General features: G+C 67.9%; 13 protein-coding genes. 8 read left to right on the forward strand and 5 right to left on the reverse strand.

From position 1 onward, the window contains the following. Window positions 1–251 precede the first annotated feature (251 nt). The 5 genes from OXI49_13275 to OXI49_13295 all read left to right on the forward strand — a co-directional run bounded on the left by OXI49_13275 (window position 252) and on the right by OXI49_13295 (window position 5,593). Window positions 252–1,826 (forward strand): hypothetical protein, encoded by a 1,575-nt coding sequence (locus tag OXI49_13275; protein MDE2691482.1) that lies wholly within the window; start codon window positions 252–254, stop codon window positions 1,824–1,826. Between the two features lie 52 nt (window positions 1,827–1,878). Further along, entirely contained in the window at window positions 1,879–2,664 is a 786-nt protein-coding gene (locus tag OXI49_13280) for an ABC transporter ATP-binding protein (GenBank protein MDE2691483.1), read from the forward strand. After that, window positions 2,661–3,440, forward strand: a complete 780-nt coding sequence (locus tag OXI49_13285; protein ID MDE2691484.1) for a YIP1 family protein — start codon at window positions 2,661–2,663, stop codon at window positions 3,438–3,440. Before OXI49_13280 ends, OXI49_13285 begins: the two co-directional genes overlap by 4 nt. Before the next feature lie 44 nt (window positions 3,441–3,484). Continuing rightward, window positions 3,485–4,183, forward strand: a complete 699-nt coding sequence (locus OXI49_13290) for a YIP1 family protein (protein ID MDE2691485.1) — start codon at window positions 3,485–3,487, stop codon at window positions 4,181–4,183. Between the two features lie 312 nt (window positions 4,184–4,495). Then, window positions 4,496–5,593 carry a hypothetical protein gene (locus OXI49_13295; GenBank protein ID MDE2691486.1) on the forward strand — a complete coding sequence of 366 codons (1,098 nt, stop codon included), beginning with the start codon at window positions 4,496–4,498 and terminating at the stop codon, window positions 5,591–5,593. Window positions 5,594–5,613: 20 nt separating this feature from the next. Here the strand turns inward: OXI49_13295 and OXI49_13300 are convergent, their stop codons facing one another. Beyond that, window positions 5,614–6,039 (reverse strand): DUF6152 family protein, encoded by a 426-nt coding sequence (locus tag OXI49_13300; protein MDE2691487.1) that lies wholly within the window; start codon window positions 6,037–6,039, stop codon window positions 5,614–5,616. Between the two features lie 29 nt (window positions 6,040–6,068). Beyond that, a complete protein-coding gene (locus tag OXI49_13305) occupies window positions 6,069–6,890 on the reverse strand; it encodes a hypothetical protein (protein MDE2691488.1) in 822 nt (273 codons plus the stop codon). A gap of 100 nt (window positions 6,891–6,990) precedes the next feature. On the opposite strand from OXI49_13305, the gene OXI49_13310 reads away from it, so the two are divergent. Continuing rightward, window positions 6,991–8,883, forward strand: a complete 1,893-nt coding sequence (locus OXI49_13310) for a VWA domain-containing protein (GenBank protein ID MDE2691489.1) — start codon at window positions 6,991–6,993, stop codon at window positions 8,881–8,883. Window positions 8,884–8,890: 7 nt separating this feature from the next. Here OXI49_13310 and OXI49_13315 read toward each other — a convergent pair whose 3' ends face one another. Next, window positions 8,891–11,104 (reverse strand): DUF5916 domain-containing protein, encoded by a 2,214-nt coding sequence (locus tag OXI49_13315; GenBank protein ID MDE2691490.1) that lies wholly within the window; start codon window positions 11,102–11,104, stop codon window positions 8,891–8,893. A 135-nt stretch (window positions 11,105–11,239) separates the two neighbouring features. Here OXI49_13315 and OXI49_13320 point away from each other — a divergent pair, with 135 nt between their 5' ends. After that, the gene (locus OXI49_13320) at window positions 11,240–12,277 is read left to right on the forward strand and encodes a DUF3500 domain-containing protein (GenBank protein MDE2691491.1); all 1,038 of its coding nucleotides are present in this window, start codon (window positions 11,240–11,242) and stop codon (window positions 12,275–12,277) included. A gap of 141 nt (window positions 12,278–12,418) precedes the next feature. Beyond that, the gene (locus OXI49_13325) at window positions 12,419–13,441 is read left to right on the forward strand and encodes an amidohydrolase family protein (protein MDE2691492.1); all 1,023 of its coding nucleotides are present in this window, start codon (window positions 12,419–12,421) and stop codon (window positions 13,439–13,441) included. A 112-nt stretch (window positions 13,442–13,553) separates the two neighbouring features. On the opposite strand, the gene OXI49_13330 is transcribed toward OXI49_13325, so the two are convergent. Both OXI49_13330 and OXI49_13335 read right to left on the reverse strand, forming a co-directional pair. Beyond that, a complete protein-coding gene (locus OXI49_13330; GenBank protein ID MDE2691493.1) occupies window positions 13,554–13,946 on the reverse strand; it encodes a type II toxin-antitoxin system VapC family toxin in 393 nt (130 codons plus the stop codon). Continuing rightward, window positions 13,943–14,239 carry an antitoxin gene (locus tag OXI49_13335; protein ID MDE2691494.1) on the reverse strand — a complete coding sequence of 99 codons (297 nt, stop codon included), beginning with the start codon at window positions 14,237–14,239 and terminating at the stop codon, window positions 13,943–13,945. The genes OXI49_13330 and OXI49_13335 overlap by 4 nt, the downstream gene beginning before the upstream one ends. Window positions 14,240–14,377 lie beyond the last annotated feature (138 nt).

Raw genomic sequence — 14,377 nt, forward strand, 5'->3', positions numbered from 1 at the left:
TTTGACGGACGCCATCCTGGCGCGCTAGCGTCCACCCGTTGGTTGTCAGAGGCGCAGTGGGCCTGCGAGCCGGACCCCCTGCCTTGCTTGGCCAGTGCCCCTGGGCCTAGGGTCGCTCCCTTCGTCAGGCGAAGCGGTGGGGGGTCTCGTCGCTCCTCTGCAAGGCGGCCAGCGCGGCCCGCCGCCAGTCCTGGTGTCGGCCTTCCTCCTAGAGCCGGACACTGCGAATCAAGGACTCGATGGCGGCGTTCATGAAAGCGCGAAGCCGGGTCGACCGGCTGCTGACGCTCGCGCGGCTGGCCTTGCCGGACGCCGTCCGGCGGAGCAAGCAGCCGCTGGCGGTGGCGATCTTCTTTGCCGCCCTGTTCCTCGCGTTCGCGACCGTCGCGACGGCGGGCATGCTTCCGGCGATCTTCGCCATCGAGAGCGACGTCCTCCGGAGAAACCTCCTCAGCCTGATCGCCTGCTCCGTGACGGCGATCGCGTTGCTCGCCCAGGTGCTGCTTCGAGTGCCCGTGACCTGGCTGCTCGACCTGGAGGACCTGCTGCGGCTCCCCGTCGGCTTCCGGGACCTGTACGGGCTCCGTTTCGCTCTTAGCACGATCGGCTACTGGCTCCCGGTTCTCGGTCCAGCCGGCGTTTACCTCGCCGTCGCAAGATCGGGAGGCGTCAGCGGCGCGCCGATCACCCTGCTCGCCATCCTGAGCCTGGTCTGGATCTTCGGCCGCACCGCGGCGATCCTGTCGCTTCTCGTCAACCGGCCGGTCGAAGGCAAGCTCGGCGCCCTGGCCATCGTGGCGATCGTTGCCGCGTGCCAGGGCGCGATCATGCTCGGGGTGCTGGCCTTCGGCGGGGAGATCGCTTCCGAAGGGCTCACTCGGACGATCGAGGAGTCGGCCTTTCTCGGCGGCCTCGGCTACACGCCGCCCGGCCTTGTCGCCGGCATCGTCCACGAACCGGGGCCTTCGGCGTCGAATCTGGCGAGACTCGGCGTCCTGATGGCCGTTCTCGGCGTATTGGCCGTGCTCGAGAATCGGCTCCTGCTTCGCGGCTACCTGGAACGTCCCGGTGGCGACCGGCGCACGGCTTCCGGAAGCCTGCCTCTTGCCAGGCTGCTCCGCAAGGCGAAGCGTCTCACTCCAACGGGCGTCCTGACGCTGGTCGAGATCGAGTGCCTCCTGCGTCTGAAGCCGGCACGCCTGGTTCTCGCGTTGGTCCTGGGTACCACCCTCGTCCTGGTGCCCACCGCAGGAGGCTTCGCGGTGGGGCTGGCGGCGCTCCTCGCCATCTTTCTGAACGACTTTCGCATCGGAAAGCAGCCCCCGACCTGCCACGCATGGCGGGAGTCGCTCACGCTGCCGTTCCCGGTCCGGGGGATCTTCAGCGCACCCGGCCGTGCGATGAACGTCGTTATCCTCTTCACCGTCGCGTTCATCCTGGGACTGACGCCGCTTGAGTGGTTCGGCTGGCCGTTCTTCCTCGTCGCCGTCTGCCTGATGCTCGCCGGCTTCCTCATGGCCGCCGCAACGTACGGCCTGCTTCAGCTTCGCTGGCCCCAGCGCAACGAAGGGCTCCTGCACGACCCCGACGGCGCCAGGCTTGGCGCCACAATGGTCGCCATACACCTCGTCGGCCTGCCGGGCGCCCTCTCCTTTGTTCTCTGGGCGCTCCTGGAACGCGAGCGCATGACGCCGCCGACGGCCGGAATCATCGCGGTCGCCGTCCTCCTCCTCGCCGTCGCGGCCGCATACGCCTCACGGCGAAGGCAGAGACGGCTGCTGGCAACCCGCGGCCGCGAACTCCTGCTTAAGGACCCGTCCCACTAGACCCCTGCCCGTAACCCCTCCCGCCCCTGCAACCACAAGGAACATCTCACGGATGGAAGTAATCAAGGCAGAGAACCTGACCCGGTCGTACGGAGGCAACGTCGTCGTCGACGGTGTCGACCTGGACGTCCGGGAGGGACAGATCCTGGGCTTCGTCGGTCCCAACGGGGCCGGAAAGACAACGACCTGGTCCATGTTGACCGGGGTGCTGAATCCCACGAGCGGCACGGTCCGCCTGCTCGGCAGGCCGATCGACCTCAACGACACAGGCCTCAAGCAACAACTCGGCATCGTCCCCGATCACAGCGTGATGTTCGAGAGCCTGACCGGCGAGGAGCTGCTGCTCTCCTACGCCCGCATCTACGGCCTGAGCCGGGAGGACGCCGGGCAGCGGACCGACGAGGCTCTCTCGGTCTTCGACCTCGAAGACGCGGCCAGGCGCCCCATCACGACCTACTCGCACGGGATGAGAAAGAAGATCCGCCTCGCGGCAGCGACGCTTCACGCGCCGCGGGTCCTGTTCCTCGATGAGCCATTCGAGGGAATGGACGCCTTGAGCGCCCGGACCGTCATGTCGATCCTGGAGCAAATGGCCGAGCAGGGAGTAGCCATCTTCCTCACTTCCCACATGCTCGACTACGTCGAGCGCGTGTCGACCCACATCGCCGTCATCAGGGACGGCAAGGTCCTCCTGTCGTGCTCCCGCGAGGAGTTCCGCGAACTACCCGCCGCCGAAGGGGAAGACGGCGCCGGGCGGCTCGAGAACCTCATTCTCAGCATCTCCAGGCGCGAGAGGTTCTCCCGCCTTTCCTGGATCGGCAACAGGAGTGCGACATGACCGAGCACCCAGGCAGCATCAACGGCGAACGCAACACCGAAACCGGCGGCAACCACTCACAGGGCCGCAACGCCTGGCTCACGGCGCTGCTCGGGCTCTTCGCGTGGCCGCGGCAGAGCTTCGAGATCATCCGGCACCGCAACCCATGGCTCGCAACGCTGCTCCTGGTCCTGGCCGGAAACGCCGCCCTGGCCCTGGTCTCGGCGCCGCTGGGCCTCCAGGCCATGCGGGCCCAGCTGACGGAGCGGATGCCGGGCAGCCCGGACCAGGTCGACGCCATGATGGCGCAATTCGAACAGGCAGCCGCGGCAGGGCGTTGGCTGGCGATGGCCACCGGTCCCCTCTCCGTGGCCGTCGGACTCGCGATTCAGACCGTCCTCGTGTGGCTCCTGGCGATCGCCCTCCAGGGACGGCTCCGATTCGTCCAGTCCCTCGCCTTGATCATCCACCTGGCCGTGATCACTCATCTCCAGAGCTGGGCCAACTTCCTTCTCCTCCATGTTCGCGGCACCGACGCGATCCGATCGCAACTGGACCTCCGGGCGCCGATGGGACTCGACCTGCTGCTGGCCGGCGACAACCAGACGCTCAACGTCGTCTACGCGAGCATCAACCCGTTCACGATCTGGTTTCTCGCGCTGCTCGCGCTGGGCGCCGCCGCGGTGTTCGAGGTGCCGCAGCGCAAGGCATGGCTGCTGGCCGCGATCTACTGGGCGGCGACGACGGCCGTCACGGCCGCGACGACCGGTCTGGCGGCCCGTCTCATGCCGGCCTGACGCGGCCGTCGCGGAGGCCGATCCCGGGGCGATACAGTCCCCTCATGGGCGGGCAACCGGAGGCGAGCCGTCACCTCTGGTTCAAGGCGCTGATCTGGATCTTCACCGCCCCGCGGAAGAGCTTCGTCGTCATCCGCGAGCACCACCCGTGGGTCGCCGGCCTGGCCGTGGGCAGCTCTCTGATCGTCCTGGCCGTTCTGCTGACGACATCGTGGTTCGCCGATGCGATGAACAGCATCGGCGATCCCCTAGAGATCCCCTACGGGATGGTCTCGTTCGCCTTCGCGGCCATCCCCCTCCTGCTCCTGGTCGAGGCCGTCGTGCTCCGGCTCGTGGCGGCGGCCCTGAAAGGTCGGGCGCGGTTTGAACAGTGCCTCTCGCTGGCGCTGCATGTCGGCCTCGTCGGCGCCGTGGGGCTGGTGGTCCGCTCGCTGTTGAGCACCACCCGGGTCGACGGCATCCTTGGGCTACAGCGGAACGTCCTCGACAGCAGACCGGATGCCGGCCTGGACGTGTTGGGGCAGGTAGCCGAAATGGCGCCGGGCGCGATTCTCGACCTGATGATCCACTCCTTCGTGTTCGTCTGGTCCTTTCTCCTGCTCGGGCTGGGCGCCGCCGCGGTGTTCCGGCTTTCCAGGCCGGCGGGCTTCGCCATCGCCGCGATCAACTGGGCGGCCGGCAAGGTGCTGGAGATGGGTCTGGCGGGCCTGGCGGTCGCGGCGATGACGGCGTCCCTACGCTGACCGGAACGATCGGCGTCCGGCCCGGTCCCACCCCGACAGGCGGCCGGGTCGTTTGACGGACAATCGACCGCGCGGTAGCTTCTCGCCGTTGGTTGTCGTCGCGCCGTGGGCCTGCGAGCCGGGTCTCCTGCCGAATACAACAGTCGACACCAGGCGCCGGGTCGCTCCCGGCGCTCGGCGAATAGGCAGGGCGTTTCGTGCCCACTGTGCATGGCGACCAACAAGGCCCGGCGCCAACCCTCTCTGCCTGCCTGAGCCGCGGCATGCTGCTATAACGGTGGCACCAACGGGCTATCGATGAGAGGAGAAAACATGCCGAGCAGAGTTACTCTCGCTGCCGCCACGGCCGCCGCCTTTGCCTTCCTCACGGTGCCCGCCGCGCCTGCCGACGACGACGCGATCCCGCGCACGGCCTCCGGCCGTCCCGACTTGACCGGCGACTACGACATCTCCACGCTGACTCCGTTGCAGCGACCTCAAGAGTTCGGCGACAACCTCTACCTGACGCGCGAGCAGGCGGAAGAGATCGTCGAACGGGAGCGCCAGCGCGTAGCGGCCCGGGCCGCCGTCCGCCGGATCGACGAACCGCCGCCGCCCGGCGGCGCGCCGCCAATCGGTCTCGGCGACGAGTTCCGGGAGACGAGCGGCGCCGGCAACGTCGGTGGCTACAACAACTTCTGGACCGATCGCGGCAGCGACGTGTTCTCGATAGACGGCAGGTTCCGGACCTCGATCATCGTCGACCCGCCGAACGGCCGGATGCCGCAACTGACCGCCGAGACGCTACAGCGGATGTCCGAGCGGCGCGGTCGCCGGCGCGGCAACGACGGCACCGCCTGGTGGCTCGAGGTCGAGGGCACCGGGCCGTACGACGGCCCGGAGAACCTGGGCGTGCCTGAACGTTGCCTGATCGGCTTCGGCTCCACCGGCGGACCGCCGATGCTGCCCGTGCTCTACAACAACGCCAAGCGGATCGTGCAGACCGAAGACCACCTGATGATCCTGGTCGAGATGGTGCACGACGCGCGCATCGTCCGCATTGGCGGCGAGCACATCCCGGAAGACGAGCGCCGCTGGCTTGGCGACTCGATCGGTTGGTGGGAGGACGACACGCTCGTGGTCGAAACGACGAACTTCATCGACCGCCCGGCGCTCTTCCTGGCCTCACGGAACCTCAAGGTGACCGAGCGCTTCACACGGGTCAACGCGGACGACCTGCTCTACGCGTTCACGGTAGAGGACCCGACCGTGTGGAGCGCGCCCTGGAGCGGCGAGTACCTGTGGCCCGGCACACCGGCCAAGGTCTACGAGTACGCCTGCCACGAGGGAAACTACGCCATGGGCAACATCCTCAGGGGCGCGCGACTACTCGAGGAAGAGACGCGCAGCGCCGCCAGCGGCGGCCAGTAGCTCCCGAGCCGCTGCTTCCGTTACTGCTCGGTCGGATCCCGGCCGTCGCGCGGGGCGCCCGTGCCGGATGAACCCATGAACAGCTTGCGGCCGTCCGGGAAGGTCAGGTCGCGGCCGTTCGCCTTGTTCGAGCCATCCTTCGCCTGGTAGCCGTCGACGACGATCTCGGTCCCCGGCAGAAGCGACCTCTTCGTGAAGCCGCGCCTGGCGAGCGTGTTCGGCGTGCCGCCCTCGACCATCCAGACGGTCGCACTGCCGTCGTCATTCATCACCTCCAGGTGAATCCAGGCGTGGGGATTGATCCATTCCATCTTCGTCACCTTGCCGCGAAGCTGGAGCGGCCGATCCGCGTCGAACTCGGCCGAGAAGGCGTGATGAGCGGCGAGCGGTATGGCGAGCACCAGGGCGAGGCCCCCTGCCAGTAGGACGATTCGCTGGAACTTCATCGCTGTTCTCCTCTCCATGTCCGTGCCAGTCAGGGACCCGAGTCGGCGCCCTTGCGCAGGTGGCCGTACATCAGTTCCTCGGCGAACTCGACGCACTTGAACTCGAGAAGCTGCATGTTCGTGTCGACCCGGCGGTAGAGCGGCAGGCTGATCTTCCAGGGCTGGCTGTAGACGTTCTCGTCGGTGATCGTCGCCTCGTACTGGAGGTGATACGGGCTCATCGCGGTCCAGCGCTCCTCGACGTGGATCGCGTCCGTGTGGTGGTTGCCGCTCGAGTCGAGCCAGGTGTCGGGCACCTGGCTTGTCACGTCGACCACCAGCGTCTCCCCTTCCCAGCGACCGATCGAGTGTCCCATCCAGGTGTCGAACGGTGCCTCGAAACCCTCCCGGTTCATGTAGACCACGCGGCTGGCGCTGGCGAACTCGTAGGCGATCAGCACGTGATCGGGCGTCTGGACGATCTGGAACGGGAACGGCATGTAGTTGGCGCGCGGGATGCCCGGCATGTAGCACTTCACCGCCGGATCGAGAGCCAGCCAGTTCTCGCGGTTCTGATCGCGCTTCTCCAGGGCCTCCGGCAGATACGGGATCCTGCCGCCTTCGACGATGCCGAGACCGCCCGGTATCGCGCCCAGCGCGGCCATCTCGACCACCGGGCCTTGACGTGCGGCGTGCGGCTCGATGTCCCAGTGGGCCGCACCGAGCGCCTGCCAGATCCCGTTGAGATCCGGCTTGTCGTCGTGAGTGCGTGGCGCCCTGTAATCGGTGTCCTGGGCCGCCGCGGGTGCCACCGCGAGCACCAACGCCGCAAGCAGCGTCAACACCGTCCGTTCCACGAGACTCCGTCTCATCACACTGCCTCCTCTGGTCGCGAACGGTGAGGATAGCAGCCTGCTCGCCCGGTTCCCCGCGACTCGGGCTCGAAACAGCTGGCGCTAACATGGGTGTCCGTTGACCGGTTCCGAATGCCACCGCCGGCCGCCGAGGCTGCTGGTCGCTACCGCCGCAATGGCGCTCACGGCCGCGTCCCACTTCGCGGGTCCAACAGGGGCCAACGCGCAGGACGGTCAGCCGCAGCAGGGGCAGATTCGAGAGGACATCGTGCTCCGCGAGTCGATCGACGTCCGGCTGATCAGTCTCGACGCCGTCGTCACCGACTCCTCCGACCGGCCGGTCACCGGCCTGACCAAGGACGACTTCGAACTCAAGGTCCAGGACGAACCCGTCGAGATACTGAGCGTGGCCGCAGGAGAGGACCTCCGCACCACCGTCACCGGACGCCTGACCATTCTCCTGTTCATCGACGAGCGCCACCTGCAGCGGAAGCACCGCGACGCGGCCCTGGCCGAAATCGCGGGAGCCCTCGACGAGGAGATTGCAGCCAACCCGACCTGGGTGGCGGCCGCGGCCTTCGGTGAGCGCCTCGAACCGCTGCTGTCGCCCACCCGCGACCGCGCGGCGGTGCGGGCGACGATCGAAACCGCGATGAACCGAGACATCCCGACGACGACCCTGCGCACCCACCAGCGCTCCGTTTCCCTGGCCATGAGGGAGGCGCTGCGTCTGATGGCGGCAAAGGGCAGCCGCTACCGTCTCGGCGAGGCCTCCCTCGCCAGCGTGGAGGCGAACCTCCGGAGCTTCGGCCAGGCCCTGCGGCAGGACACCCTGCTGACCGTCAGCGCGGTTCGCTCGCTGGTCGAAGCGCTCGCCTTCGTTCCCGGCCGCAAGGCGATCCTGTTCGTGAGCGACGGCCTACCCCGCCACCCCCTCGACAGCGCCGCCAAGACGATGTACGACCGCCTCGCGGGCGCTTCCCGGCAGATCGAGGGCGACGAGATGATCAGCGCCCGCGGCTCGCTCGACCTGAACGATCGCAATCACCGGCCCTTCGGCGTCGACCGGGCAGACCGCATGGGCGTGGCGACGAACATCGTCCAGGTCGACGACGGCGGCGCGTTCGCCTTCCAGACCATGGCCGCCGAACTGAGCTGCGCGGACGCCTTCGATCAACTGGCGGCACTCGCGAACACCCACCGGGTCACCTTCTACCCACTCAAGCCGCCGGTCATCGACCCGGCGATCAGCGAACTCGGCGAGAGCGCCAAGGACCGTGGCTCGATCGTCGAGCTGTCGAACGTGCGGAGCGGCCTGAACAGTCTGGCCGGCCTGACCGGCGGGCTCTCCTTCGTTTCCGATACCGGCGTCGCCGAGTTCCTGCAGTCGACCCGCACCGACATCTCGACCTACTACTCGCTCTCCTTCACGCCCCCCGACTCGATGGGCGACACCGGCATTCGCGAGATCACGCTCCGGCTGCGCCAGCGGCCTCTCGCCCGGAGCGGCTCGCTCCGCTACCGGGCGAGCTACGCGCCGGTAACGATCCAGCAGAACCTCGCCAGCCGGGCCTGGGGAACGCTGCTGTTCGGCTGGGAGGAGAACAACCACGGCATGGAGGTCCAGGTCAGGAGATCCGCGTCGCGCGAGCGGCCGGACCAGCCCGGGCACACGCCGCTGGAAGTCAGGGCCAGTCTGCCGATCGGCGACCTCGATCTCGCACCCACCCGGGCGACCCGCACCCCCGTCGCCAGCGGCTTCTTCCGCGTCGTGGTCCAGGTCCAGCGCGACGACGGCAGCCGGATGCCTCCCCAGCACTTCGACTTCGAGCTGAACGTGCCGGTCGCCGAACTCGAGCAGGCGGCAGGCCAGTACATCGCCGTCCGCAGCGAAGTGCTCCTGTCGCCGGGCTCGTACCGCCTGGCGGTCGGCATCTGGGAGGAGAACAGCGGACGGTCGTCCTTCGTGGTCCGTGAGCTGGCGGTCCAGGCCGACCCGAGCGTCGCCTGATGCGGCGTCAGCGCTGCATCCGGTAGTTCAGCTTGACGATCACCTGCCGGCCGAGGGGCACTCGGCGGTGGATCGCCTCTGCCATCCAGTTCTCGTTGTAGACGACGTACAGGTCCGATCCGGGGCGATAGATCCAGTGGAAGCGCGCGTTCACGCCGAGCAGTTCGTCGGCCGTGTTGTACTGAGCGAGCAGGTTCAGACGAAGGTTGGGGGTCCACGAGAGGTCCAACCGCTGCCGGAACTGATCGAAGCTGAAACTGCCGGCGGCAAGCGACACGTCGGTGTATGACCAGGAAGTCGAGGCGCGCAGCCGCCTCGACAGCCGCAGAGTCACGGTCGACGATGTCGACAACCAGTCGCCGTCGAGGAAGCCGCCCCAGAAGGTCAGGTTGTCGTACCAGACCGCCCGCTTGCCGCTGGTGGAAAAGCCGCCCGCGAAGCCTTCGTTGTCATACAGGCCGGTGGGAACGACGATGCCCGGGGAGATCTCGAACGGCTCGAACAACTGCTCCTTGGACCAGCGCCGGCCGAACCACAGGAACTCACCGCTCTCGGTGGCGAAGCCGAAAGGCGAGAGGGCGATTCTCTCGCTCTCCAACCGGCCGTCGCTGCTCCGTTCGAAGCGCTCGACTCCCAGGTCGGACCACCAATTGAGCAGGCCCCACTTCTCGATCCTGGGGCGCCACTCCAGGCGCGGATAGAACATCCTGAAGTCCCGCCGGAGCAGGAAACCGGCCGTCGGCTCGAAGTCCGGCTGCACCTCCACGTAGTCCGCGCTGGCGGTGAGCTCCGGCCCCTGGTAAGCAAGACCCGCGCCTCGGGTCTGGTTGTCCTCCGCTTCGGCGGCGCCCAGCCCGAGGTCGCTTTCCGCCCAAAACCCCGAGACCTCCGTCCGCTGGGTCGGCTTCAGGTCGAAGTCGAGTCCGAGCAGCCGCTCGCTGCCGTGTCCTTCCCGCCCGCGCTGGGTGAAGATGCCTCCGACCGTCGATCGCTCGCCGATGTTCCTGGTGAAACGCGCCACGCCGTACGTCGCCGCGGGCACAGCGCTCTCTCCGTCCTCCCCCGCCGGGAGGCCGGCAGAGCCGACCCCCAGAACGCCGACGTTCCAGCCCCCGGCGCGCCCCGTGAGCCGCGCACCGACGTCGATCGGCACGGTGCGACCGCCTTCGAGCCCGATCTGTCGAGAGAAGAACGGCCTCATCAGCGGCTGACCCCACGGCACCCGAGGCCGCGGCCCGAAGTCGAAGACGCCCGCGTTCTCCAGGAAGAAGTCCCGCTTCTCCGGGAAGAAGAGCGAGAACCGGGTCAGGTTGACCTGCTGGTCGTCGACCTCGACCTCGGCGAAGTCCGTGTTGTAGGTCAGGTCGAGCACCAGGGAGCGGGTAAGCCCCCATTTGAGGTCCAGTCCGCCGTCGAAGTCGTTGCTACTGCCCCCGAGGACCCGGTCGTCGCTCCGGCCGGCAACCGCGTAGGGGATGATGTCGAGTTGGCGTGACGGCCGAAGACCTCGCAATCCGCTCATCTCCCCGGCCAGCGAGACGCGGTAAACGGCAACCTGCCCGAACTGGGTCAGGTCGCTGTTGCGGCTGGCCTCGAGCGGCAGGGGCGCCCAGTGGGTCTCTTCGTTCCGGCGCCGGATCAGCCGTTGCACGTTCAGGCCCCAGACCTCGCTCTGGGGATCGAAGCGCAACGTCGAGACCGGTATCGCGATCTCCGCCACCCAGCCCTGGCCGGTCCTGCGCGCAGCCACGTCCCACACGCCGTCCCAGGCCCAGTTCACGTCCCTGCCCTCGTCGGTCAGCAGTGCATCCGTACGGGCGCCGTTCGGATTCGTCAGGAACAGGTAGGCGTTCCGCCCGTCGTGGAACGTGTCGAACAGGAGCAGAATCGAGTCGTCCTGAAACAGGTCGCTGTCCCGTTCCATCTCCTTCGCCACAATCCTCGCCGGCTCGCGGTCGTTCGCCCGCACCGCGACGTAGAGCGTGTCCGGCGTGTACGCGATGGCGAACTCCGTAGGCTCACTGGAAGGCTCTCCAGGGCGGGGCTGACGCTGGGTGAAGCCGCCTGCCCATTCAGCCTCCAGCCAGGCGGAATCGGCCAGTTCCCCGTCGACCCGCACCGGCTGCTCGATCCCGAGCGCCCGGACGCCGGGCCGGCCCTGCGAGGCGGCGGGAACGGCCGCAAGCAGTGCCATGGCGACGAGCGCGGCGAGCCGAATCATCGCGCGAGCTTAGCCCTGGACTTCCGGGGACCCGCGCACCCGCCGCGGCGCGATACGCTGCAATGCCCAAACCCGCAACGAGCGCGGCACCCGGCGACAACGCCGGCGGTGCCGATGAACCGCAGGAGACATACGATGTCCGCACGCATGCTGTTGATCGCCCTGGGCTGCGCCGGCGCGGCCGGACTCCTCACCGCCGCCGGCAACGACAAGACCTCCAACACGATGGCCTCCGCGGCGAACAACCTGCTCGCCTCCTTGAGCGACGAGCAGCGGGCGACCGTCATGCTCGACTTCGACGCCGCCGAGCGCGTCGACTGGCACTTCATCCCCAAGGAGCGCAAGGGGCTGTCGATGCTGGACATGAGCCCCGACCAGCACCACCTGCTCCACGCCCTGCTCAGCGCCTCGCTCAGCCGCACGGGCTACGGCAAGACGGCCACCGTGATGAGCCTGGAGTCCGTGCTGCGCAAGCTCGAGGAGGCTGCCGGCGCCAACCGCTTCACGTCGATGCGTGACCCCCTGCGCTACCACGTCACGTTCTTCGGCGAGCCCGGCGAGGACCGCGACTGGGGCTGGAGCTTCGAGGGACACCACGTGTCGCTCAACTTCACCGTCGTCGCCGGCGAAGCGACCGCCTCCACTCCCCTGTTCCTGGGCGCCAACCCGCACCGCGTCCCAAGCGGCCCGCGCGAAGGGCTACGCGCCCTGGGCAACGAAGAGGACCTCGCCCGCGCGCTGCTCGATTCCCTCGACAACGACCAGCGCAAGCAGGCCGTGATCGGCGCCGACGCGCCCCGCGACATCTTCACGTCGAACAAGCCGCGAGTGGAACCAGGGGAACCCGAGGGCCTGCCCGCAAGCGCCCTCCGGCCCGGCCAGCGGAGCCTCCTGGACGCCCTGATCGAAGAGTACGCTGGAAACGTTCCGCCGGACCTGGCCGGGAAGCGCCGCGCCCAGGTCGAAGCGGCCGGCGACGCGATCCACTTCGTCTGGATCGGTCCGGGCGAGCCCGGCGCGCCCCACTACTACCGCGTGCAGGCGCCGGACTTCGTCATCGAGTACGACAACGTCCAGAACCGAGCGAACCACAGCCACACCGTCTGGCGAGATTTCGACGGCGATTTCGGCCGCGATCTGCTGGCGCAGCACCACCGCGACTACAAGCACTAGGAGCCTGCGCGACAGAAGACCGGGTGCGCCGGCCTTCTGGCCGGCATCCAGCGCGAAGCGCTGGCCTGCAGCTGCGCCCGCCCACGTTGGCTGGACGCCCAAGGCTGCTACGGTAGCGCCCCCAACGACGCAGGAGACGCCATGTCAGCACCCGATCCCGGCACGCCCGAGTGGCTTGCCCAGGTCCAGGAAGAAACCGTCGACCCGTCCCGCCGGATCGTCGATCCACACCACCATCTCTGGCGGCGTCCCACCGGCGACTATCTGCTCGAAGACCTGTGGGGCGACACGGAGGCAGTCGGCTCCGACGGCGAGAGCCACAACGTCGAGAAGACCGTGTTCGTCGAGTGCCGGGCCTGCTACCGGAAGGACGGTCCGGAGCACTTGCGGTGCGTCGGTGAGACGGAATTCGTGGCGGAGAACGCCGCTGCCTCGGCCGAAGGCGATGGGGCCACGATTTCCGGCATCGTCAGCCACGCGAACCTGACCCTGGGCGAAGGCGTCGCGGAAGTGCTCGATTCCCACGAGGAGGCCGGCAACGGACTGTTCCGGGGCATCCGCCACTCCGGCGCCCGCGACCCCCACCCCGAGCACCTGCGCATCGCCGGGCGCGCGCCCGAGGGCCTCTACGCCCGCGAGGACTTCCGGCGCGGCATGAAGGTGCTGGGCGACCGCGGCCTGACCTTCGACACCTGGCACTACCACCACCAGAACCGCGACTTCGCGGCCCTGGCGCGCGCCGTGCCCGGGACGACGATGATCCTCGACCACTTCGGTACGCCGCTGGGCGTCGGCCCCTACGCCGACAGGCGCGAGGAGATCTTCGAGGCCTGGAAGGACGACATCGCCGAGATCGCCGCGTGCCCCAACGTGGTCGCCAAGATCGGTGGCCTCGCGATGCCCGACAACGGCTTCGGCTGGAGCGAACGCGCCACTCCCGCGACCTCCGACGAGCTCGTCGCCGCGCAGCGCCGCTACTACCTGCACACGATCGAGTGCTTCGGCCCGGACCGCTGCATGTTCGAGAGCAACTTCCCCGTCGACAAGCTCTCGATCCCGTACCACGCGATGTACAACGGCCTGAAGAAGATCGCGGCCGGCTTCCCGGACGACGAACAGGACGCCATGTTCTACCGGACCGCGGCCCGGGTCTACTCCTTGTGAGGCTGCGGCTCCAGGTTGGCGCCCGCGGCCTTCTGGCCGCCGCGTCCGCCTGGGGTCAGGCTCAGGAACTACTCAACTCCGGTGTACGTCCGATCGCGGCCCCAACAAGCCCTCATCCGGCGCTCGCGCCAGCAACGGCTCCCAGCGCCTGATCGAAGGTACGCACCTCTCGCACACCGCGACGGCGGCAACTGGCGAGATGGCAGAGGTCCCTGGCTCCCAGAGCTGGGTGCAGTTCGTGGAGCTGTCTGGCCAACGTCACGTCCTCGTGTTCAAGCGGCCAGACCTCAACCCTGGCTCTGGTGATCAACGACAGCGCCCGGTCGAGCGCCCGTAGTCGGGCCACTGGCAGGTAGGCATGAACCAGCTCCTGGACCACCTCAGCCGAGGTGCAAAGAGGCGTTGCATTGTCGACACAGTCCGCGAAGAACTTGCGAGCCGTGTCCCTTAGCGCGTGCGGACGGCCTACCGCGTACATGAACACGTTCGTGTCAACGAAGATCACGTACTGGAAGCGCCCCGTCTACGCGACTCATCGATGACCGCGAGGTGTTCGCCCCACTCCGGTTCGGCATCGGGGCCTTCGATCGCATCGCAGCCCTGGAAGAACGCCTCGAGGTCCTCTGGCGTCTCGAACGGATCGGATCGCTGCCCTGCAGCCAGCCGCTGATGTGCGGCCGCCCTCAACCACGCGCTCAGCGTCATGCCCTCCCTCCTGGCCTGATGGACGAACCTGTCTCGGTCCTCATCCGGGATCAGTAACTGCACTCTGGCCATTCTCCTCTGCGCCTCGTCCATCAGTATGTGTATGGAGCATACACACGACAGCTATCCACGTCTACTTCAAAGACGACTCAGGCGCTATCGACTTAGACGTAGACGGGCGCCGATCTTCGGTCTCGCAACGCCCTCCCAAAGCGTCCGAAGCCACATCCG

Source organism: Acidobacteriota bacterium (assembly GCA_028875725.1).
Classification (GTDB): domain Bacteria; phylum Acidobacteriota; class Thermoanaerobaculia; order Multivoradales; family Multivoraceae; genus Multivorans.

Excerpts from the sequence above, each read along its gene's own strand:
- OXI49_13335 (MDE2691494.1), bottom strand. The coding sequence starts at position 14,239 with ATGGACGAGGCGCAGAGGAGAATGGCCAGAGTGCAGTTACTGATCCCG.
- OXI49_13290 (MDE2691485.1), top strand. The coding sequence starts at position 3,485 with ATGGGCGGGCAACCGGAGGCGAGCCGTCACCTCTGGTTCAAGGCGCTG.
- OXI49_13285 (MDE2691484.1), top strand. The coding sequence starts at position 2,661 with ATGACCGAGCACCCAGGCAGCATCAACGGCGAACGCAACACCGAAACC.
- OXI49_13305 (MDE2691488.1), bottom strand. The coding sequence starts at position 6,890 with ATGAGACGGAGTCTCGTGGAACGGACGGTGTTGACGCTGCTTGCGGCG.
- OXI49_13300 (MDE2691487.1), bottom strand. The coding sequence starts at position 6,039 with ATGAAGTTCCAGCGAATCGTCCTACTGGCAGGGGGCCTCGCCCTGGTG.
- OXI49_13315 (MDE2691490.1), bottom strand. The coding sequence starts at position 11,104 with ATGATTCGGCTCGCCGCGCTCGTCGCCATGGCACTGCTTGCGGCCGTT.
- OXI49_13325 (MDE2691492.1), top strand. The coding sequence starts at position 12,419 with ATGTCAGCACCCGATCCCGGCACGCCCGAGTGGCTTGCCCAGGTCCAG.
- OXI49_13295 (MDE2691486.1), top strand. The coding sequence starts at position 4,496 with ATGCCGAGCAGAGTTACTCTCGCTGCCGCCACGGCCGCCGCCTTTGCC.
- OXI49_13280 (MDE2691483.1), top strand. The coding sequence starts at position 1,879 with ATGGAAGTAATCAAGGCAGAGAACCTGACCCGGTCGTACGGAGGCAAC.
- OXI49_13320 (MDE2691491.1), top strand. The coding sequence starts at position 11,240 with ATGTCCGCACGCATGCTGTTGATCGCCCTGGGCTGCGCCGGCGCGGCC.
- OXI49_13275 (MDE2691482.1), top strand. The coding sequence starts at position 252 with ATGAAAGCGCGAAGCCGGGTCGACCGGCTGCTGACGCTCGCGCGGCTG.